This is a genomic window from Streptomyces sp. NPDC059906 (assembly GCF_042730645.1).
Taxonomy (GTDB): domain Bacteria; phylum Actinomycetota; class Actinomycetes; order Streptomycetales; family Streptomycetaceae; genus Streptomyces; species Streptomyces rubrogriseus.
The window spans coordinates 341728-360262 of the sequence record NZ_JBHWKU010000002.1 but is presented as its reverse complement, the minus strand read 5'-3'; the positions used below and the strand labels follow the sequence as shown (position 1 = coordinate 360262).

Below are 18535 nucleotides of genomic sequence, written 5' to 3'. Positions count from 1 at the left end.
CCGCACCGGGCCCGGGCACATCCCACGCGGCGCTACGCCGCGTGCTCGGCGAACCGGGCCGCCGTCTCGGCGAGCACCTCCCGTCCGTTCCGCGCCCACAGCCCCTCGTTGAACAGCTCCACCTCGATGGCGCCGGTGTACCCGGCCGCCTCGACGTACCCCTTCCACTCCCGCATGTCGATCGTGCCGTCGCCGATCTGGCCGCGGCCGTTGAGGACGCCCTCGGGGAGAGGGGTGGTCCAGTCGGCGAGCTGGAAGGTGTGGATGCGGTTGCCCGCGCCGGCCCGGGCGATCTGCGCCGGGGCCTGGTCGTCCCACCAGATGTGGTACGTGTCGACGGTGACGCCGACCTGCTGGGCGGGGAAGCGTTCGGCGAGGTCCAGGGCCTGGGTGAGGGTGGAGACCACGCAGCGGTCGGCGGCGTACATGGGGTGGAGCGGTTCGATGGCGAGGCGTACGCCGTGCTGTTCGGCGTAGGGGCCCAGTTCGGCCAGTGCGTCCGCGATGCGCTCGCGGGCGGCGCGCAGGTCCTTGTCGCCGGGCGGGAGGCCGCCGGAGACCAGGACGAGGGTGTCGGTGCCGAGGGCGGCGGCCTCGTCGACGGCGCGGCGGTTGTCGGCCAGGGCCCTGGCGCGTTCGCCGGGGTCGACGGCCGTGAGGAAGCCGCCGCGGCACAGGGTGGTGACGGTGAGGCCCGCGTCGCGGACCAGCTTGGCGGCGGCCTCCACGCCGTAGGCCTGCACGGGTTCGCGCCACAGGCCCACGTTGCCGATGCCCAGTTCGCGGCAGGTCGCAGTCAGTTCGGGCAGCGAGAGCTGCTTGACCGTCATCTGGTTGATGCTGAAGCGCGTCAGGCCGGTGTCGTTCATGCGTTCACTCCGTACAGGGCGAGCAGGTTCCGCATGCGCTCCTCGGCCAGCTTGGGGTCGGGGAACAGGCCGAGTCCGTCGGCGAGTTCGTAGGCGCGGGCCAGGTGCGGCAGGGAGCGGGCCGACTGGAGGCCGCCGACCATCGTGAAGTGGCTCTGGTGGCCCGCGAGCCAGGCGAGGAACACCACGCCCGTCTTGTAGTAGCGGGTGGGGGTCTGGAAGAGGTGGCGGGAGAGTGCGACGGTGGGGTCGAGAAGGGCACGGAAGCCCTCCGTGTCCCCGGTGTCGAGGACGCGGACCGCCTGTGCCGCCAGCGGGCCCAGGGGGTCGAAGATGCCGAGCAGGGCGTGGCTGAAGCCCTGCTCGTCGCCCGCGATCAGCTCCGGGTAGTTGAAGTCGTCGCCGGTGTAGCAGCGCACGCCCTGCGGGAGGCGGCGGCGCAGGTCGACCTCGCGCCGGGCGTCCAGCAGGGAGACCTTGATGCCGTCGACCTTGTCGAGGTGGGCGGCGATGACCTCCAGGAAGGTGTCGGTCGCCGTGTCGAGGTCCGACGAGCCCCAGTAGCCCTCCAGGGCCGGGTCGAACATCGGGCCGAGCCAGTGCAGGATCACCGGTTCGGTGGCCTGGCGGAGCAGGTGGCCGTAGACCTCCAGGTAGTCGTCCGGGCCCTGCGCGGTGGCGGCGAGGGCGCGGGAGGCCATGAGGATGGCCTGGGCGCCCGACTCCTCGACGACGGCGAGCTGTTCCTCGTAGGCCGATCGGACCTCCGCGAGACCGGTGCCGGTGGTCGCGGTCAACTGGTCCGTGCCGACCCCGCAGGCGATGCGGCCGCCGGTCGCCCTCGCCTCGGCGGCGGAGCGGCGGATCAGTTCCGCCGCCGTGGGCCAGTCCAGGCCCATGCCGCGCTGGGCGGTGTCCATCGCCTCGGCGACGCCGAGTCCGTGGGACCACAGGTGGCGGCGGAAGGCGAGGGTGGCGTCCCAGTCGACGGCGGCCGGACCGTCGGGGCTGGTGTCGGCGTACGGGTCGGCGACGACGTGCGCGGCGGAGAAGACCGTACGGGAGGTGAGAGCGCTTCCCCCGGACATGGTCATGGGCTCGGTGCGCGGCTCGTAGGCGCGCAGGGTGCCGTCGGGGTTCGGGAGGTGGAGGGTCACAGGCCGATCTCCGGTACGTCGAGGCGGCGGCCCTCGGCCGAGGACCTCAGGCCCAGCTCGGCGAGCTGCACGCCGCGGGCGCCGGCCAGCAGGTCCCACTGGTAGGGGGCGTCGGCGTAGACGTGCTTGAGGAACAGCTCCCACTGCGCCTTGAAGCCGTTGTCGAACTCGCCGTTGTCCGGGACCTCCTGCCACTGCTCGCGGAAGACCTCGGTGGCGGGGATGTCCGGGTTCCACACCGGCTTGGGGGTGGCGGAGCGGTGCTGGACGCGGCAGCCCCGCAGTCCCGCGACGGCCGAGCCCTCGGTGCCGTCGACCTGGAACTCGACCAGTTCGTCGCGGTTGACGCGGACCGCCCAGGAGGAGTTGATCTGCGCGATCGCGCCGCCGTCCAGCTCGAAGACGCCGTACGCGGCGTCGTCGGCGGTGGCGTCGTAGGGCTTGCCCTTCTCGTCCCAGCGCTCGGGGATGTGGGTGGCGGTGAGGGCCTGGACGGACTTCACCCGGCCGAACAGCTCGTGCAGGACGTACTCCCAGTGCGGGAACATGTCGACGACGATGCCGCCGCCTTCCTCGCTGCGGTAGTTCCAGGACGGGCGCTGCGCCTCCTGCCAGTCGCCCTCGAAGACCCAGTAGCCGAACTCGCCGCGCACGGACAGGATCCGGCCGAAGAAGCCGCCGTCGATGAGGCGCTTGAGCTTGAGCAGGCCGGGCAGGAAGAGCTTGTCCTGGACGACGCCGTGCTTGATGCCCCTGGCCTGGGCGAGGCGGGCGAGCTCCAGGGCGCCCTCCAGGCCGGTGGCGGTGGGCTTCTCGGTGTAGACGTGCTTGCCCGCGGCGATCGCCTTCCTGATCGCCTCCTCGCGGGCCGAGGTCACCTGAGCGTCGAAGTAGATGTCGATGGTGTCGTCGGCGAGGACCGCGTCCAGGTCCGTGGAGACGTCGGCGAGTCCGTGCCGCTCCGCCAGCGCCCGCAGCGCGTGCTCGCGGCGGCCGACCAGGACCGGCTCCGGCCACAGCACGGTGCCGTCGCCGAGGTCGAAGCCGCCCTGTTCGCGCAGGGCCAGGATGGAGCGGACGAGGTGCTGGCGGTAGCCCATGCGCCCGGTCACACCGTTCATGGCGATACGCACCGTCTTGCGTGTCACGTCATTCCCTTCGTACGAGCCGTGCCGCGAGCCGCGGATCAGGTTCGAGCCGTACAGCAAGCGCTTTCTATGTAGGACGAAGCTAGCCTGTGACCGGTGGTCTGGACAAGACCGCGGTTCGGGTGAGTTGTTCGAGGGGGCGAACGACGGCGGGCGGTGGCCGTAAGGTCAGCCGGTACGGCGTTCGGCTCACACGCGCGATGCGGAGGACGAGGACATGACGGTGACACTGGCGGACGTGGCGGCCCGCGCCCAGGTCTCCCCCGCGACGGTGTCGCGCGTGCTGAACGGCAACTATCCGGTGGCCGCGTCCACCCGGGAGCGGGTGCTCAAGGCCGTCGACGAGCTGGACTACGTGCTCAACGGCCCCGCGAGCGCACTGGCTGCGGCCACCTCCGACCTGGTCGGCATCCTCGTCAACGACATCGCCGACCCCTTCTTCGGCATCATGGCCGGCGCCGTCCAGTCCGAGATCGGCGGCCCCGGCGGCAGAGCGGGCGGCGAGAGACTCGCCGTGGTCTGCAACACCGGCGGCACCCCGGAGCGGGAGCTGACCTACCTCACCCTGCTGCAGCGCCAGCGGGCGGCGGCGGTCGTGCTGACCGGCGGCGCGATGGAGGACGAGGCCCACCAGGCGGCCGTGGCGGCGAAGCTGCGCAGGCTGGTCGAGGCCGGGACGCGGGTGGTGCTGTGCGGGCGGCCGCCGGCGCCGGACACCGGGGCGATCGCGCTCACCTTCGACAACCGCGGGGGCGGCCGGGAACTGACCGACCACCTGATCGGGCTCGGGCACCGGCGGCTCGGCTACATCGCCGGTCCGGAGGAACGGACCACGACGCGGCACCGGCTGGAGGGTCACCGCGCGGCGCTCGCCGCGCACGGCATCGAGGAGGACCCCCGCTGGACCGTCCACGGCCGCTACGACCGGCAGGCCGGTTACGAGGCGACGCTGGAACTGCTGCGCAGGGACCCGACGCTGACCGCGGTCGTCGCCGCGAACGACACCGTCGCCCTGGGCGCGTGCGCGGCGCTGCGCGACTCGGGGCTGCGGATCCCCGACGACGTGTCCGTGGCCGGCTTCGACGACCTGCCGTTCAGCATCGACGCGGTGCCCGCGCTGACGACGGTCCGGCTGCCGCTGGCGGAGGCGGGGGCGCGGGCGGGGCGGGTCGCGATGGGACGGGAGGACGCGCCGGTGGGCGGGATCGCCACGGTGCGGGGGGAGTTGATGGTACGGGGGTCCTCCGGAGGGCCGCGGTCTTGAACGGACCGTTGCTTTCGCGGTGGGCCGCGTCGGTGTGGGCGTTGCTGGGGGCTGCCGCCCCCAGACCCCCGCTTCGGCCTGGACGGCCTCGTCCTCAAGCGCCGGACGGGCTGATGGTACCGACCGGCGTCCTCATGGGTACGGGCTGATGGTACCGACCGGCGTCCTCATGGGTACGGGCTGAGATTTCCGGCCGGCGTCCTCATGGGTGCGGGCTGCGAATACCGGCCCGCGTCGACAGGTGAACCGGGTGATCGCGGGTACGCTCCATGGGCATGAAGCTGGCGTTCTCCACTCTCGGTGTTCCCGGACTGCCCCTGACCGACGTGCTGGGGCTCGCGACCACGCACGGATATCACGGTGTCGAGCTGCGCGCCCACCCGGAGGAACCGGTCCATCCGGGCCTGGGTCCGGACGAACGGGCCGCGGTGGCGGCGGAGTTCAGGGCGGCCGGTGTCGAGCCGCTCGGCGTGGCCGGGTACGCGCGCGTCGCCGCGCCCGGTGACGACGAACCGGTCCTCGCCGAGATCCGCGGCCTGCTCGACCTCGCCCGCGACCTGGACGCCCCGTACGTCCGGGTCTTCCCCGGCGGCGGCACCGGGCAGAGTGCCGAGGAGGCCGACGCGACGGCCGCCCGGCGGCTCGGCGCCGCCGCCGAGTACGCCGCCGAGCGCGGCGTGAGCATCCTGCTGGAGACCCACGACTCGCACCGCACCGGCGCCGACGCGATGCGCGTCCTCGGCCCCGTCGGGCATCTGCGGGCCGGCGCCCTGTGGGACGTGATGCACACCTGGCTGGGCGGCGAGCAGCCCTCCGAGACCTACGCGGCGCTCTCCCCGCACCTCGGCTACGTCCAGGTCAAGGACATCGCCTCCGCCGAGGACACCACGCCGCTGGCGCTGGGCGCCGGGGTGCTGCCGCTCACCGACGTGGTGGACGTGCTGTCCCGGCACGGCTGGGACGGCTGGCTGTGCTGGGAGTACGAGAAGCGGTGGTACGAGGCGGCGGCTGCGCTGCCCGAGCTGCTGGGGCAGGGCCGCGAGCACCTCGCCCGGCTGCTCACGGACGCGGCGTGAGGGCCGGTGCCGCCGACCGGACCCGGTGCTCCAGCCGCTCCCGGCACTCCGGCCACTCCGGAGCCGTGACCGAGTAGATCGCGGAGTCGCGCAGCCGGCCCTCCTCGCCCGGCGCCCAGGAGCGGGACCAGTTGCGCAGGACGCCCTCGAAGCGGGCGCCGGTCCGCTCGATCGCGGCGCGGGAGCGCCGGTTGCGGGCGTCGGTCTTGAGGTCGACTCGGGACACGGCCCAGACCTCGAAGGCGTGGCGGAACAGCAGCAGCTTGGCCTCGGCGTTGACGCCCGTGCCCTGGGCGGAACGGGCCAGCCAGGTGAAGCCGACCTCGACGGCGTCGAGCACGTCGTCGGTGCGCCAGGAGCGGGGTTCCCAGTAGGAGGTGGTGCCGACCGCGCGGCCGGTCGCGAGGGACACCTGTGCGTAGGGCGCCAGCCGTCCGGTGTCCGCCGTGGCCAGCTGGGTGTCGATGTAGGAACCGACCTGGTCGGGCCTCGGCACCCACGTGAAGTCGTAGGTGCCCCGGTCCTCGCCCACCGCCGCCGCCAGGTCGGCCGCGTGCCGGTGGCTCAGCGGCTCCAGTCGTACCAGCGTGCCTTCGAGGACCGGGCCCTTCAGCGTGAATGTCACGCTACGGATTCTTCAGCCGGGGCGGGGGCCCGTCCAGCGAATTCCGGGGAGGTGCGGACGGTCGCCTCCGGCACGCGCCTGCGGGCGGGAGTCAGCGTCGTCAGCGCCACCCCGCCCACCAGCAGGGCCGCCGCGCACCAGCGCAGGGGGGTCACCGACTCGCCGAGGAAGAGGGCGGCCGAGGACATGCCGAAGACCGGCACCAGGAGGGAGAACGGCGCGACCGTCGAGGCGGGGTGACGGCGCAGCAGCCAGCCCCAGGCGCCGAAGCCGAAGACGGTCGAGACCCAGGCGACGAAGAGGATCGTGCCCGTCCCCTGCCAGTCCAGGGCGCGCAGGGCCGCGAGGTCCTCGGTGGGGCCCTCGGTGAGCAGGGAGAGGGCCAGCAGGGGCAGCACGGGGACGGTGGAGACCCACACCATGAAGTTCAGGGCGTCGGGCGGGGACGCCCTGCGGGTCAGGACGTTGGACACGCCCCATGCCGCCGCCGCGCCGATCACCATCAGGAACGCGCCCAGGGGGCCCGAGGTGCCCTCGTCGGCCGCGGCGACGCCGATGCCGCCCAGGGCGACCAGCATGCCCAGGGCCTGGACCCGGGAGGGGCGTTCGCCGAGGACCGCCGCGGCGATCACCGCGGTGAACACCGCCTGGATCTGCAGGACGAGGGACGACAGTCCGGCGGGCATGCCCGCGTCCATGCCCACGAAGACCAGGCCGAACTTGGCCACGCCGAGCACCAGTCCCACCGCCGCGATCCACTTCCAGGCGACCTTGGGACGGCCCACCAGGAAGACGGCGGGCAGGGCGGCCGCCAGGAAGCGCAGGGCGGAGAAGAGGAGCGGCGGGAAGTGGTCGAGGCCGATCTCGATGACCGTGAAGTTCACGCCCCAGACGGCGGCGACGAGCACGGCGAGGAGGAGGTGGGAAGGTCGCATGGGTCGAGGATCGACCGAGAGGACCGTTCAGCACCAGCGATGATTGATGCATGATTGGATGAAGCACTGCTAAAGCATCAGCAGCTCTGCCAACGCTTTCTCGATCTCGGGAGCCGTCATGCTCGACCTCCAGCGCCTGCGCGCCCTGCACGCCGTGTCCGTGCACGGGACGGTCGGAGCGGCCGCCGCCGCGCTCGGGTTCACGCCGTCCGCCGTGTCGCAGCAGATCGCCAAGCTGGAGCGCGAGACCAGGACGGTGCTCCTCGAACGGGAGGGGCGCGGGGTCCGGCTCACCGACGAGGCCTGGCAACTGGTCGAGGCGGCGGCGCAGTTGCTGGCCATCGTAGAGCGGGCCCAGACCCGGCTGGAGGAGCGGCGCGGGGTGCCCTCGGGGCGGCTGACCATCGCCGCGTTCGCGTCGGCGGCGCGCGGGCTGCTGCCGTCCGTCCTCGCCGACCTGGCGGTACGGCATCCCGGGCTGGACGCGCGGCTCACCGAGGTCGACCCGCACCTGTCCGTGGACCTGGTGGCCAAGGGCGCCGTGGACCTGGTGGTGGCCCACGACTGGGACATCGCCCCGCTGCCGGCCCCGGCCGGGGTGGAGCAGGCGCCGGTCGGCGAGGACCTGTGCGACCTGCTGGTGCCCGAGGGGCACCGGTTCGCGGGCCGGACGGCCGTGCGGCGGGACGAGCTGGGCGGGGAGCGGTGGATCTGCCAGCCGCCCGGGCGGGTCTGCCACGACTGGCTGATGCGCACGCTGCGGGGCGCCGGGCACGAGCCGGACATCGTCCACCAGGCGGACGAGAACCCGACCCTCGTCGCCCTGGTCGCGGCCGGCCTCGGCGTCGCCCTCATCCCCCGCCTGGGACGCGGCCCCCTGCCCGCGGGGGTGGTGGAGGTCCCGCTCGACCCGATGCCGGTACGGCGGCTGTACGCCCTGTGGCGCACGGGCGCGGCCCGCCGCCCGGCCATCGCGGAAACGGTCCGCACACTCCGGGCACACTGGCCGGACGCGTCGGCCCACGGCGCCCCGGCGGCCGTGCCCGCGGGCTCCGCCTGACCGGCGTCCCGCCCGGCGCCGTCGGGAACCCGCCGGTCCGTTGGGCGCCCTGCGCCGCCCGGGCGACTCGTGTGCGGTCCCTTGACTGGCAGAAACTTCCCGGATATTGGTGACTCCTTGGCAGTTTCCTTCACCAGCTCTCCGGAAGGAGCGCACGTGCACCACAGCAGCACGGCCGGCACGGGAAGCACCGCACAGCCCTCCAGACGTACCGTCCTCACCGCCACCGCGGTCGTCACCGCGGCCCTCGCGGCCGGGGGCGGCACGGCCTACGCCGACGCCCGCAGGCCCGACGACGACAAGCTCCGCGGCCTGATCTCCCGCATGACGCTGGAGGAGAAGGTCGGGCAGCTCTTCGTCATGCGGGTCTACGGTCACTCCGCCACCGACCCCGACCAGGCCGACATCGACGCCAACCTGGAGGAGATCGGCGTCCGCACCGCCGCCGAGCTGGTCGCCAGGTACCGGGTCGGCGGCATCATCTACTTCGCGTGGGCGCACAACACCCGCGACCCGCACCAGATCGCCGAACTGTCCAACGGCATCCAGAAGGCCTCCCTGGAGCAGCCGCGCGGCCTGCCCGTGCTGGTCTCCACCGACCAGGAGTACGGGATAGTGGCCCGCGTCGGCGAGCCCGCCACCCTCTTCCCGGGCGCGATGGCCGTCGGGGCGGGCGGGTCGCGGTCCGACGCCCGTACCCTCGGCCGGATCGCGGGCGCCGAGCTGCACGCCATGGGCATCCGCCAGGACTACTCCCCCGTCGCCGACGTGAACGTCAACCCGGCCAACCCGGTGATCGGCGTACGGTCCTTCGGCGCCGATCCGGACGCGGTGGCGGAGCTGGTGGCCGCCGAGGTGACGGGGTACCAGCGGTCCGGGGTCGCCGCGTGCGCCAAGCACTTCCCCGGGCACGGCGACACCGCCACCGACAGCCACACCGGCTTCCCGGTCATCACGCACAGCCGGGAGCAGTGGGAGGAGCTGGACGCGCCGCCCTTCCGCGCGGCGGTCAAGGCCGGCATCGACGCCATCATGACCGCCCACCTGATGGTCCCCGCGCTCGACGACTCCGGCGACCCGGCCACCCTCTCCCGTCCCATCCTCACCGGCATCCTGCGCGAGGAGCTGGGCTACGACGGGGTCGTGGTCACCGACTCCCTCGGCATGCAGGGCGTCCGGACGAAGTACGGGGACGCGCGGGTGCCGGTGCTGGCGCTGAAGGCCGGTGTCGACCAGCTGCTCAACCCGCCGGACCTGCCGCTCGCCTGGAACGCCGTCCTGACGGCCGTACGGGAGGGCGAACTCACCGAGGCGCGGCTGGACGAATCGATCCTGCGCGTGCTGCGGCTGAAGGCCAAGCTGGGGCTGTTCCGGGACGCGTACACCAGCCGCCGGGACGTCGACCGGACCGTCGGCACCCGGGGGCACCTGGCCGCGGCCGACCGGATCGCCGAGCGGAGCACCACGCTGCTGGTCAACGAGGGGCGGCTGCTGCCGCTTTCGCGCCGGGAGCAGCGCAGGCTGCTCGTCGTGGGCGCCGATCCGGCCTCGCCGTCGGGCACCACCGGGCCGCCCACCGGCGTCCTCGCGGGCGCGCTGACGGAGCTGGGCTTCACGGCCACCGCCCTGTCCACCGGCACCGCGCCCTCCGCCGCCGTGATCGACCGCGCCGTCGCGGCGGCCCAGGACGCCGACGCGGTGGTCGTCGCCACGTACAACGTGACCGCGGGCAGCAGCCAGCGCACCCTGGTCACGCGGCTGCTGGAGACCGGGAAGCCGGTCGTCGCGGTCGCGGTCCGCAATCCGTACGACGTCGCCCAGCTCCCCGGCGTCCCCGCCTTCCTCGCCGCGTACTCCTGGACCGACGTGGAGGTGCGCGCGGCGGCCCGGGTGATCGCCGGGCGGGTGCGGCCGCGCGGGAAGCTGCCGGTGCCGGTGGTGCGCGCGGACGACCCGGACACGGTGCTGTTCCCGCTCGGGCACGGGCTGACCTACCGGTCGTAGCACGGCCCGCGACACGCGCCGGGGGCGCCTCCTCACCCGTGCGCAACGCCTCCCGCGCGTCTGGCGTGCGCCCGCTGTGGCGGGCCAGGCTGGACCGGGGATCCGGGGGGGGCGACGATGCATGAGCGACGGGGTGCCGCAGGCGGGCACGCCCTGCTGCCCGCGGTAGCGCGTGCCGTACTGTGCGCCGCGCTGTGCGCCGTGCTGTGCCTCCTGCCGCTGACGGGCTGCCAGGGCCCGGCGGAGCGGGGTACGGCGGCGGACACCGCGGCGGCCGGGGTGCGGCCGTCCGGGTACGGGGCGGTGTTCCTGGCGGTGGGCGAGTGCAGTTCGTTCGGCGCGGTCGCACCCACCGAGGTGCCCTGCGCCGGCGAGCGGGCGGCGGCCCGGGTGGTGGCCCGGGAGGACGGCCGCGCCGGCAACGGACCGCCGTGCCCCGCCACCACCGACTTCGTCCTGCACATCAGTGAGCGGCGGCCGTCCGGCGACGAGGACGGCGACGGGGCCGTGCCCCGCGGGTACGCCTGCATGCGCAGGCTGCAGCCGCCGCATCCCGGCGATCCGGGCGGCGGAGGCGGTCCGCGCACCGTCGTCGGCGACTGCGTCCACGACATCGGCGGCGGCAAGGTCCGCGAGGCGGCCTGCGACGGCGGAGGCGAGTACGCACCGCAGTTCAAGGTGGTCGAGGCGGTCGCCACCCGGGCTGAGTGCCCAACCTCGACCGGTCTGTACGTCCGGCTCGGCGGCGAGCGCCCGGTGGGCTGTGCCCGGCCGCTGTGAGCGGCCGGACACAGTCACCGTGCCGGAGGAGCGGACCCTACGGGCGCAGCGCCTGCTCGCGCTCGACGTCCCGCTGGTCCAGCCTGGCGTCGAACGTCGCCAGCGGCCTGGCCGCCGACGGGTTCTCCTGGACCTTGGCCGGGGCGACGCCCGCCCAGTCCAGGATGCGGGCCGTGGCCCGCGCCTTCTGGTCGGGCACCAGACCGGCCACGTTCGCACCGTGGTTCATGCCGGGCGCGGTCATGACGTAGGAGTCGCGCGCGCCGTGGCCGAGGCGGAAGCGCTCGGCGCCCCACGGGTCGTTCTCGCCGTACACGAACAGCATGTGCCGGGCGTTGTGCCGCACCCAGCGGTCGACGTCCCACATGGCCCACGGCTCGAACCTCATCGGGATCGAGCGGGGCACGAAGTTGCGCGGCGGCTGGTAGCCGTAGCGGATGTACTTCTTCTCGATGTGCGGGAAGTGGATCGTCGGCGCACCCATCTGGGTGCCCGCCTGGTAGTAGTACGGCGTGTAGGTCTGAAGGCCCTGGTCCGTGTAGGCGGTGAAGCCGGAGATCGTGTCGACGGAGTCCCAGATCGCCTCGTCGGTGGCGTTCTTCGCGTCGGCCGGGATGTCCGCGCAGTCGGCGAGGGTGCTGTACTGCCAGAAGCCCCACACGTAGTCGAGGACGACGGCCTCGTAGGCGCGGTCGAGGCTGCCGATGGTGTCGAAGGTGTAGCCGTTCTCGGCCGCGTACGCCGCGTACTTCTTCTCCAGCGGCGCCCGGCGCACCAGCGCCTCGCGCTGCACGCCGTTCAGCTTGTCGCGGCACTCCTCGGTGCCGACGCGGGCGAAGAAGCGGTCGTAGGCCGAGTCCTCGCGGTTCCACACGTCGTTGGGGGCGACGTAGGCGACGACGCCGTCCATGTCGCGCGGGTAGAAGCGCTCGTAGTAGGTGGCGGTCATGCCGCCCTTGGAGCCGCCGGTGGAGATCCAGTTCTTGGAGTAGAGCGGCTTCAGGGCCTTGAAGATGCGGTGCTGGTCGCTGGCGGCCTGCCAGATGTCCAGCTTGGACCAGTCGGCCGGGGCGGGCCGGGACGGCGTGAAGTAGCGGTACTCCATGGAGACCTGGTTGCCGTCCACGATCTGGGTCGGCTCGCGCCGGCTGGGGTTCGTGGAGACGTTGTAGCCGCCGGTGTAGAAGACCGTCGGGCGGTTCACGTCCTTGTGCAGCACGGTGATCCGCTGCTGGAACGTGCCCTTGGACGGGTGCCGGTGGTCCACCGGCTGGGTGTAGTTGAGGACGAAGAAGCGGTAGCCGGTGTACGGCTTCTCCTCGATCAGGCTCATGCCCGGTATGGACAGCAGCCGGTCCTTGATGTCGACGGCCTTCGGCTCGGCGGCGGTGGCCGCGCCCGCCGTGCTGACGGTGCCTATGAGCACCACGAGCGCCAGCAGCCATCTGAGCGCCTTGCGCATGCACCCTCCCTGTGAAACTGATGTCCGCCGGAAGCTATCGGAGCAACTCCCGCGACACCAGGGTCAGCAGAGGATCCAGCCGGAGCCGACCGAGGATCTGGCCACCTTGCCGGTCACCCGCACGCAGCGGTTTCCGGCGTGCACGGTCACCGGTCCGGCGCGGTAGGCGAACCGGCCCGAGTCCACGACCGCCCGGCCGCCCCGGGCCTGCACGCCGACGGACATCTGCCGCTTCGTGCCCGGCTTCTTGGGGACCGTGACGGCGCAGACGTAGCCGCCGCGTTTGTACACGAGGACGGACCCGGTGGCGAAGGACAGGGTGCGCACCTTGCGGCCGGGGCACCCCGTGGCGGCCTGTGCGTTCTGCGGCATCGCGACGGCGAGCAGCGCGGCGGCGCTCAGCACGGCCGTGCCGAGCGCCAGCCGACGGCGAGTTGCGGCACCGGGCCGGCCCACTGCGGTCCCCCTTCGTAGGGCGATCACTGATGACGTACGGATGTACGGACGCAGGACACGTGTCGCACGGTTGCGTGCGCCCGTCAGACGCGTCCGTCAGCCGCGTCCGTCAGTGCAGCGCGCCGACCGGCTCCTCCGGTTCGGCCGCGCCGACGAAGGTCCGCCACAGCCGCGCGTACCGTCCGTCGAGGGCCAGCAGTTCGTCGTGCGTGCCGTCCTCGGCGACCCGGCCGCCGTCCATGACGACGACCCGGTCCGCGCGGGCGGCCGTGGTCAGCCGGTGGGCGACGACGAGCGTCGTACGGCGTCCCGCTATGCGGTCGGTGGCCTGGTTGACCTGGGCCTCGGTGGCCAGGTCGAGGGCCGCCGTCGCCTCGTCGAGGAGCAGTACGTCCGGGTCGACCAGCTCGGCGCGGGCCAGCGCGATCAGCTGCCGCTGCCCGGCGGAGAGGTTGCGGCCCCGCTCGGCGACCTGGTGGAGGTAGCCGCCGGTGAGCGTGGCGATCATCTCGTGCGCGCCGACCGCCCGCGCCGCCGCCTCCACCTGGGCGTCGGTGGCGTCCGGACGGCCGTAGGCGATGGCGTCGCGGACGGTGCCGGGGAAGAGGTACGCCTCCTGCGGGACGACGCCGAGGCGGTGCCGGTAGGAGGTGAGGTCGAGGGCGCGCAGGTCCTGCCCGTCGACGGTGACCCGGCCGCCGGTCGGGTCGTAGAACCGGGCCACCAGCTTCACCAGGGTCGACTTGCCGGCGCCGGTCTCGCCGACGAAGGCGACGGTCTGCCCGGCCGGGATGCGCAGGTCGATGCCGGTGAGGGCCGCCTCCGCCGCCTCGGCCGCCTCGGCCGCGTCGTCGCCGCCGTAGGTGAAGTGCACGTCCTCGAAGGTGATCTCGCCGCGCAGCGAGCCGACCTCGGACGGCTGCTCGGCGGCCCGGGTGGAGGTCGGCTCGCGCAGCAGCTCCTGGATGCGGCCCAGCGAGACGGACGCCTGCTGGTAGCCGTCGAAGACCTGGGAGAGCTGCTGGACCGGGGCGAAGAACAGGTCGATGTAGAGCAGGTACGCCACCAGCGCGCCGGTGGTCAGGGTCGCGTCGTCGATCCGCGCGCCGCCCACGACCAGCACCGCCGCGGCGGCGGCCGAGGACAGGAGCTGCACGAACGGGAAGTAGATCGAGATCAGCCACTGTCCGCGGATGCGGGCCTGCCGGTAGCTGTCGCTGCGCTCGGCGAACCGCCGTCCGCCGTCGTGCTCGCGCCGGAAGGCCTGCACGATCCTGAGGCCCGCGACCGACTCCTGGAGGTCGGCGTTGACCGTGGACACCCGCTCCCGGGCGAGTTCGTAGGCCTTCACGCTGGCCCTGCGGAAGAAGTACGTGGCGATGATCAGCGGCGGCAGGGTCGCGAAGACGATCAGCGCGAGCTGCACGTCGATCACCAGCAGGGCGACCATGATGCCGAAGAAGGTGACGACCGAGACGAAGGCGGTGACGAGGCCGGTCTGCAGGAACGTCGACAGCGCGTCCACGTCCGTCGTCATCCGGGTCATGATCCGGCCGGTCAGCTCGCGCTCGTAGTAGTCGAGGCCGAGCCGCTGGAGCTGGGCGAATATCTTCAGGCGGAGCGAGTACAGGATCCGCTCGCCGGTCCGGCCGGTCATGCGGATCTCGCCGGTCTGCGCCGCCCACTGGGCGAGGACGGCGACCAGGCCGAGCAGCGAGGACGCCCACACCGCGCCGAGGGCGACCTGGGTGACGCCGTCGTCGATGCCGTTGCGGATCAGCACCGGCAGCAGCAGGCCCATACCCGCGTCCACGGCCACCAGCGCGAGGCTGATCAGCAGCGGCGTGCGGAAGCCGCGCAGCAGACGCCGCAGGCCGTACGACGACTCGGGGCGGACCGCCTGTGCCTCGTCGATGTCCGGGACGCCGTTCGCCGGGGGCAGCGCGTCGACCTGGGCGAGCAGCTCCGGGGTGGCCGGGGTCCCGGCGAGCGCGGCGTCCTTGGGGGCGCGGTCGCCGGTCCACAGCCGGGGCGTGACCCCGCGCTCGGCGTCGAACTCGGCGTCCAGCTCGTCCCGTACGGAGGTGTCGGAGGTGTCCTCCGTCTTCTCGGCGGGGCGGGTGTGGCCGGGCGAGACGCCGCCCAGCTCGTCGGGGTCGGTGAGCAGGCGCCGGTAGAGGGCGGAGCGCTCCTGGAGCTCCTCGTGGGTGCCGAGGTCGGCGAGGCGGCCCCGGTCGAGGACGGCGATGCGGTCGGCGAGGCCGAGGGTGGAGCGGCGGTGGGCGATGAGGAGCGTGGTGCGGCCCCGCATGACCTCCTTGAGCGCCTCGTGGATCTCGTGCTCCACGCGGGCGTCCACGGCGGAGGTGGCGTCGTCGAGGACCAGCAGCCGGGGGTCGGTGAGGATCGCCCGGGCGAGTGCGACGCGCTGGCGCTGGCCGCCGGAGAGGGTCAGCCCGTGCTCGCCGACGGTCGTGCCGTACCCGTCGGGCAGCTCGGTGACGAACCCGTGGGCCTGCGCGGCCCGCGCGGCGGCCTCGATCTCCTCGTCGGTCGCGTCCGGGCGGCCGTACGCGATGTTGGCGCGCACGGTGTCGGAGAAGAGGAAGGAGTCCTCGGGCACCAGTCCGACGGCGGCCCGCAGCGAGTCGAGGGTCAGCTCGCGCACGTCGTGCCCGCCGACGAGGACGGCGCCGCGCGTCACGTCGTAGAAGCGCGGCAGGAGCAGCGAGACGGTGGACTTGCCGGAGCCGGAGGAGCCGACGACGGCGAGGGTCTCACCGGCGCGGATCTCGAAGGAGAGCCCGTCCAGGACGGGCCGCGGCTCCCCGTCGCCCGTGTCGTAGCCGAAGGCGACGTCGTCGAACTCGACGGTCGCGGGGGCGTCGGCCGGCAGGGTCTTCGTGCCGTCCTCGATGGCCGGCTCGGTGTCGATCAGCTCCAGGACGCGCTCGGTGCCGGCCCGGGCCTGCTGGCCGACGGTGAGCACCATGGCGAGCATGCGGACCGGGCCGACCAGCTGGGCGAGGTAGGTGGAGAAGGCGACGAAGGTGCCGAGGGTGATGTGCCCGCGCACGGCCAGCCAGCCGCCGAGGGCGAGCATGGCGACCTGGCCGAGCGCGGGGACGGCCTGGAGGGCCGGGGTGTAGGTGGCGTTCAGCTTGATCGTCCGCAGCCGCCCGGCGAAGAGCCTGCGCCCGACCTCGCGGAGCTTCCCGGTCTCCTGCTCCTCCTGCCCGAAGCCCTTCACCACGCGGACGCCGCTCACCGAGCCGTCGACCACCCCGGCCACGGCGGCGGCCTGCGCCTGCGCGTACCAGGTGGCGGGGTGCAGCCGGGTGCGGCTGCGGCGGGCGATGAACCACAGGGCGGGGGCGACGGCGAGCGCGACCAGGGTGAGCGGCAGGGACAGCCACGCCATGATCACCAGGGAGATCAGGAAGAGCAGGACGTTCCCGATGGTCATCGGGAGCATGAACAGCAGGCCCTGGATCAGCTGGAGGTCGCTGGTCGCCCGCCCGACCACCTGTCCCGTGGACAGCTCGTCCTGCCGCCGGCCGTCCAGCCGGGTGATCGTCCCGTACATGTCGGTCCGCAGGTCGTGCTGGACGTCGAGGGCGAGCCGGCCGCCGTAGTACCGGCGGATGTAGGTGAGGCCGTAGACGACGGCCGCGGCGCCGATCAGGAGACCGGCCCAGACGGCCATGTCCCTGGTCTTGTCGCCGATCACGTCGTCGATGATCACCTTGGTGATCAGGGGCACGAAGGCCATGACGGCCATGCCGCCCAGCGAGGCCCCGAGGGCGAGGACGACGTCCTTGGGATACCGCCAGGCGTAGCCCGCCAGTCGTCGCACCCAGCCCCGTTGCGCGTCCACGCCGTGCCCTCCGGTCGGTCGTCCTGCTCACCTGATCTACCGGAAGGCACCAACACGGGCGAGCGGTGATTTCATCCCGCCGCAACAATCGGCCGGGGGATCGGCCGGGTGCTCAGGCGCGTACGCGGAGCCTGAGGAAGCGGGTGGTCTGTACGTCGTTCTGGTTGTCGTCGCTGACGACGAGGACGTCCGTACGCCCTCCGGAGCGGCCGGTCACGGCCATCCCCTCGAAGTTGTCGAGGAGGGGACTGGGCTGGGGCTGCTTGGCCGTGGCACCGAGCGCGGGGCAGTCGACCAGGTCGGCGAGGAGCCGCTTGTGGAGTGCGGTGCCGCGTCCGGGCCGGTCGGCCAGGTGGAGGCGGACGGTGTTGCCGACGCCGGCGGTGAAGCCGCGCTCCAGGACGAGGAGGCGCCCGTCGGGGGTCGCGGTGACCTCGGAGACGCCGAGGCCGGGGTCCGTCCGGTAGGTGTATTGGGCACCGAGCCGGAAGCCGCCGTGCCGCGTCCGCTGCCAGGTCTGGAAACGGACCAGGTCGGCCGGATCGCCGTCGAGCGGGTACTCCATGGAGGCGAGCAGGGTCCGGCCGCCGGGCAGGAGGGTGAGCCCTTCGAAGCTGCCGTTGGCCCGGGCGCGCCCCTCGGGGGCGGTGCGGAGGTCGTCGGGCACGGGCAGCCGGCCGAGCAGCTCGCCGGTGCGGGAGTAGCGGCGGACCGACGGCTCGGTCTCGGAGGAGACGAGGTAGGTGCCGTCCCTGTCGGCGACCAGGCCCTCGGCGTCGAGGGCGGCGCCCTTCTCGTCGGCGAGCGGGATCACGTCCCGCGGCTTCAGGGTGCGCGCGTCCAGCCGGAAGAGGGACGAGCGGTCGGAGAGGGCGGCCAGGGAGCCGCGCCGGTCGGCGGCGAGCGCGGAGAGGTTGCCGACGTAGGCGTCGCCGTACGTCGTCTTGTCGAGCGCGTCGGAGTAACCGGTCAGGGAGACGGCGGGCGAGCAGGCGTGCCGGGGCGGCCTGTCGTGCGCGGCGGCGGCCGGTCCGGCGGCGACCAGGCAGCCGGCCGCCGTGAGGCCCGCGGTGAGGGTGGCGAGGGAGGTGCGGAGGGTTCTCGGACGCATGCCCGAAACCTTAGGTGGAGGGAATGGCCAGGAGTTGGCCACTTTGCGAAGGGCAGGGTTCGGCGGCGTACCGGTGGCAAGTAATGAGCCATGCCGGAGCAGAACGAAAGCGGCCACAAGCTGGCCGGTCGGCTGTACGCGACGATGCGAGTACTGAAGTCCCTTGCCGAGCCGTCCGGGCCGAAGCCGGTCGGCGACGAGGAACTCGCAGGGCAGGACAGTCCGAGGGAACGCGTCCGGGCCCTGAAGCTGGACCTCTTCAACGACCTGGTGGCCACGCTCCAGAAGGGTCGGCACGCGAAGGCGGTCGGCGAGATGTTCCGCGCGATGCCCGCCCTGGTGCCCAGGCAGAGCGTCGCCTTCGACAAGAACCTCGGCGAGCGCGGGCTGGCCGACTTCAACGCCGGTTATCGCGCCCAGCTCGCCGACTTCAAGGAGGCTTACCCCGAACTGGTCGAGTGACGGCTCGCCCGCACCGCACCCGCATGCCGCGGCTCTCCACGACGCGGTGGACGTCGGCGAGCGCCTCGGCCTCGGCACCGGAAGCGTGATCAGCACGGGTGTCCACCCTCCCCCTGACGTCCCCTCAGTCCCCTCAGTGTGACGACGGCCCCCGACCACCCCGGTCGGGGGCCGTCGTCACGCAATCGCCACCCTCCGTACACCCCACCTCCCACATGTCCATGTCACGCTCGGATCACCGCTCCACTC

The 18535-nt window shown here is 73.1% G+C and carries 15 protein-coding genes; 6 read left to right on the top strand and 9 right to left on the bottom strand.

Annotated features, from left to right (window positions below; translation table 11 throughout):
* Positions 1–32: 32 nt before the first annotated feature.
* Genes ACFV9J_RS04605 through ACFV9J_RS04595 form a run of 3 tightly spaced genes read right to left on the bottom strand, consistent with a single transcriptional unit; the run spans position 33 to position 3174 of the window.
* Positions 33–869: a sugar phosphate isomerase/epimerase family protein gene (locus tag ACFV9J_RS04605; RefSeq protein ID WP_385349746.1), complete on the bottom strand. Its 837-nt coding sequence runs from the start codon at positions 867–869 to the stop codon at positions 33–35.
* A complete protein-coding gene (locus ACFV9J_RS04600) occupies positions 866–2026 on the bottom strand; it encodes a dihydrodipicolinate synthase family protein (RefSeq protein WP_385349743.1) in 1161 nt (386 codons plus the stop codon). The genes ACFV9J_RS04605 and ACFV9J_RS04600 overlap by 4 nt, the downstream gene beginning before the upstream one ends.
* Positions 2023–3174, bottom strand: coding sequence for a Gfo/Idh/MocA family protein (locus ACFV9J_RS04595; protein ID WP_385349740.1), 1152 nt, complete (start codon positions 3172–3174; stop codon positions 2023–2025). Before ACFV9J_RS04595 ends, ACFV9J_RS04600 begins: the two co-directional genes overlap by 4 nt.
* Positions 3175–3391: 217 nt before the next feature.
* Here ACFV9J_RS04595 and ACFV9J_RS04590 point away from each other — a divergent pair, with 217 nt between their 5' ends.
* A complete protein-coding gene (locus tag ACFV9J_RS04590; RefSeq protein ID WP_385349737.1) occupies positions 3392–4438 on the top strand; it encodes a LacI family DNA-binding transcriptional regulator in 1047 nt (348 codons plus the stop codon).
* Positions 4439–4713: 275 nt separating this feature from the next.
* Positions 4714–5514, top strand: coding sequence for a sugar phosphate isomerase/epimerase family protein (locus ACFV9J_RS04585; protein ID WP_385349734.1), 801 nt, complete (start codon positions 4714–4716; stop codon positions 5512–5514).
* Here the strand turns inward: ACFV9J_RS04585 and ACFV9J_RS04580 are convergent.
* Positions 5498–6139, bottom strand: a complete 642-nt coding sequence (locus ACFV9J_RS04580) for a GNAT family N-acetyltransferase (RefSeq protein ID WP_385349731.1) — start codon at positions 6137–6139, stop codon at positions 5498–5500. The two genes, ACFV9J_RS04585 and ACFV9J_RS04580, sit on opposite strands and share 17 nt — an antisense overlap.
* Positions 6136–7074 carry an EamA family transporter gene (locus ACFV9J_RS04575; protein WP_385349728.1) on the bottom strand — a complete coding sequence of 313 codons (939 nt, stop codon included), beginning with the start codon at positions 7072–7074 and terminating at the stop codon, positions 6136–6138. Before ACFV9J_RS04575 ends, ACFV9J_RS04580 begins: the two co-directional genes overlap by 4 nt.
* Before the next feature lie 118 nt (positions 7075–7192).
* Between ACFV9J_RS04575 and ACFV9J_RS04570 the strand changes: the two genes are divergently transcribed.
* The 3 genes from ACFV9J_RS04570 (at position 7193) to ACFV9J_RS04560 (ending at position 10918) form a co-directional block, all read left to right on the top strand.
* Positions 7193–8134: a LysR family transcriptional regulator gene (locus ACFV9J_RS04570; RefSeq protein ID WP_385349726.1), complete on the top strand. Its 942-nt coding sequence runs from the start codon at positions 7193–7195 to the stop codon at positions 8132–8134.
* A 156-nt stretch (positions 8135–8290) separates the two neighbouring features.
* Positions 8291–10138, top strand: a complete 1848-nt coding sequence (locus ACFV9J_RS04565; protein ID WP_385349723.1) for a glycoside hydrolase family 3 protein — start codon at positions 8291–8293, stop codon at positions 10136–10138.
* 117 nt (positions 10139–10255) lie between these two features.
* Positions 10256–10918 carry a hypothetical protein gene (locus ACFV9J_RS04560; protein ID WP_385349720.1) on the top strand — a complete coding sequence of 221 codons (663 nt, stop codon included), beginning with the start codon at positions 10256–10258 and terminating at the stop codon, positions 10916–10918.
* Positions 10919–10955: 37 nt separating this feature from the next.
* Here ACFV9J_RS04560 and ACFV9J_RS04555 read toward each other — a convergent pair whose 3' ends face one another.
* From ACFV9J_RS04555 to ACFV9J_RS04540, 4 genes are all read right to left on the bottom strand, one after another.
* On the bottom strand, positions 10956–12380 hold the full coding sequence (locus ACFV9J_RS04555; protein ID WP_385349717.1) for a S28 family serine protease: 1425 nt from the start codon (positions 12378–12380) through the stop codon (positions 10956–10958).
* Between the two features lie 63 nt (positions 12381–12443).
* Positions 12444–12836 (bottom strand): hypothetical protein, encoded by a 393-nt coding sequence (locus ACFV9J_RS04550; protein ID WP_385349715.1) that lies wholly within the window; start codon positions 12834–12836, stop codon positions 12444–12446.
* A gap of 109 nt (positions 12837–12945) precedes the next feature.
* Positions 12946–16713, bottom strand: a complete 3768-nt coding sequence (locus ACFV9J_RS04545; RefSeq protein WP_385349713.1) for an ABC transporter ATP-binding protein — start codon at positions 16711–16713, stop codon at positions 12946–12948.
* A gap of 112 nt (positions 16714–16825) precedes the next feature.
* Complete coding sequence (locus ACFV9J_RS04540) at positions 16826–17824, bottom strand: esterase-like activity of phytase family protein (RefSeq protein WP_385349711.1); 999 nt, start codon at positions 17822–17824, stop codon at positions 16826–16828.
* 90 nt (positions 17825–17914) lie between these two features.
* On the opposite strand from ACFV9J_RS04540, the gene ACFV9J_RS04535 reads away from it, so the two are divergent.
* Positions 17915–18286 (top strand): hypothetical protein, encoded by a 372-nt coding sequence (locus tag ACFV9J_RS04535; protein WP_385349708.1) that lies wholly within the window; start codon positions 17915–17917, stop codon positions 18284–18286.
* Positions 18287–18535: the final 249 nt, after the last annotated feature.

Bases quoted from the DNA above. Each gene is read 5' to 3' on its own strand.
- ACFV9J_RS04555 (WP_385349717.1), bottom strand. From the start codon at position 12,380: ATGCGCAAGGCGCTCAGATGGCTGCTGGCGCTCGTGGTGCTCATAGGC.
- ACFV9J_RS04540 (WP_385349711.1), bottom strand. From the start codon at position 17,824: ATGCGTCCGAGAACCCTCCGCACCTCCCTCGCCACCCTCACCGCGGGC.
- ACFV9J_RS04570 (WP_385349726.1), top strand. From the start codon at position 7,193: ATGCTCGACCTCCAGCGCCTGCGCGCCCTGCACGCCGTGTCCGTGCAC.
- ACFV9J_RS04590 (WP_385349737.1), top strand. From the start codon at position 3,392: ATGACGGTGACACTGGCGGACGTGGCGGCCCGCGCCCAGGTCTCCCCC.
- ACFV9J_RS04535 (WP_385349708.1), top strand. From the start codon at position 17,915: ATGCCGGAGCAGAACGAAAGCGGCCACAAGCTGGCCGGTCGGCTGTAC.
- ACFV9J_RS04605 (WP_385349746.1), bottom strand. From the start codon at position 869: ATGAACGACACCGGCCTGACGCGCTTCAGCATCAACCAGATGACGGTC.
- ACFV9J_RS04575 (WP_385349728.1), bottom strand. From the start codon at position 7,074: ATGCGACCTTCCCACCTCCTCCTCGCCGTGCTCGTCGCCGCCGTCTGG.
- ACFV9J_RS04585 (WP_385349734.1), top strand. From the start codon at position 4,714: ATGAAGCTGGCGTTCTCCACTCTCGGTGTTCCCGGACTGCCCCTGACC.
- ACFV9J_RS04560 (WP_385349720.1), top strand. From the start codon at position 10,256: ATGCATGAGCGACGGGGTGCCGCAGGCGGGCACGCCCTGCTGCCCGCG.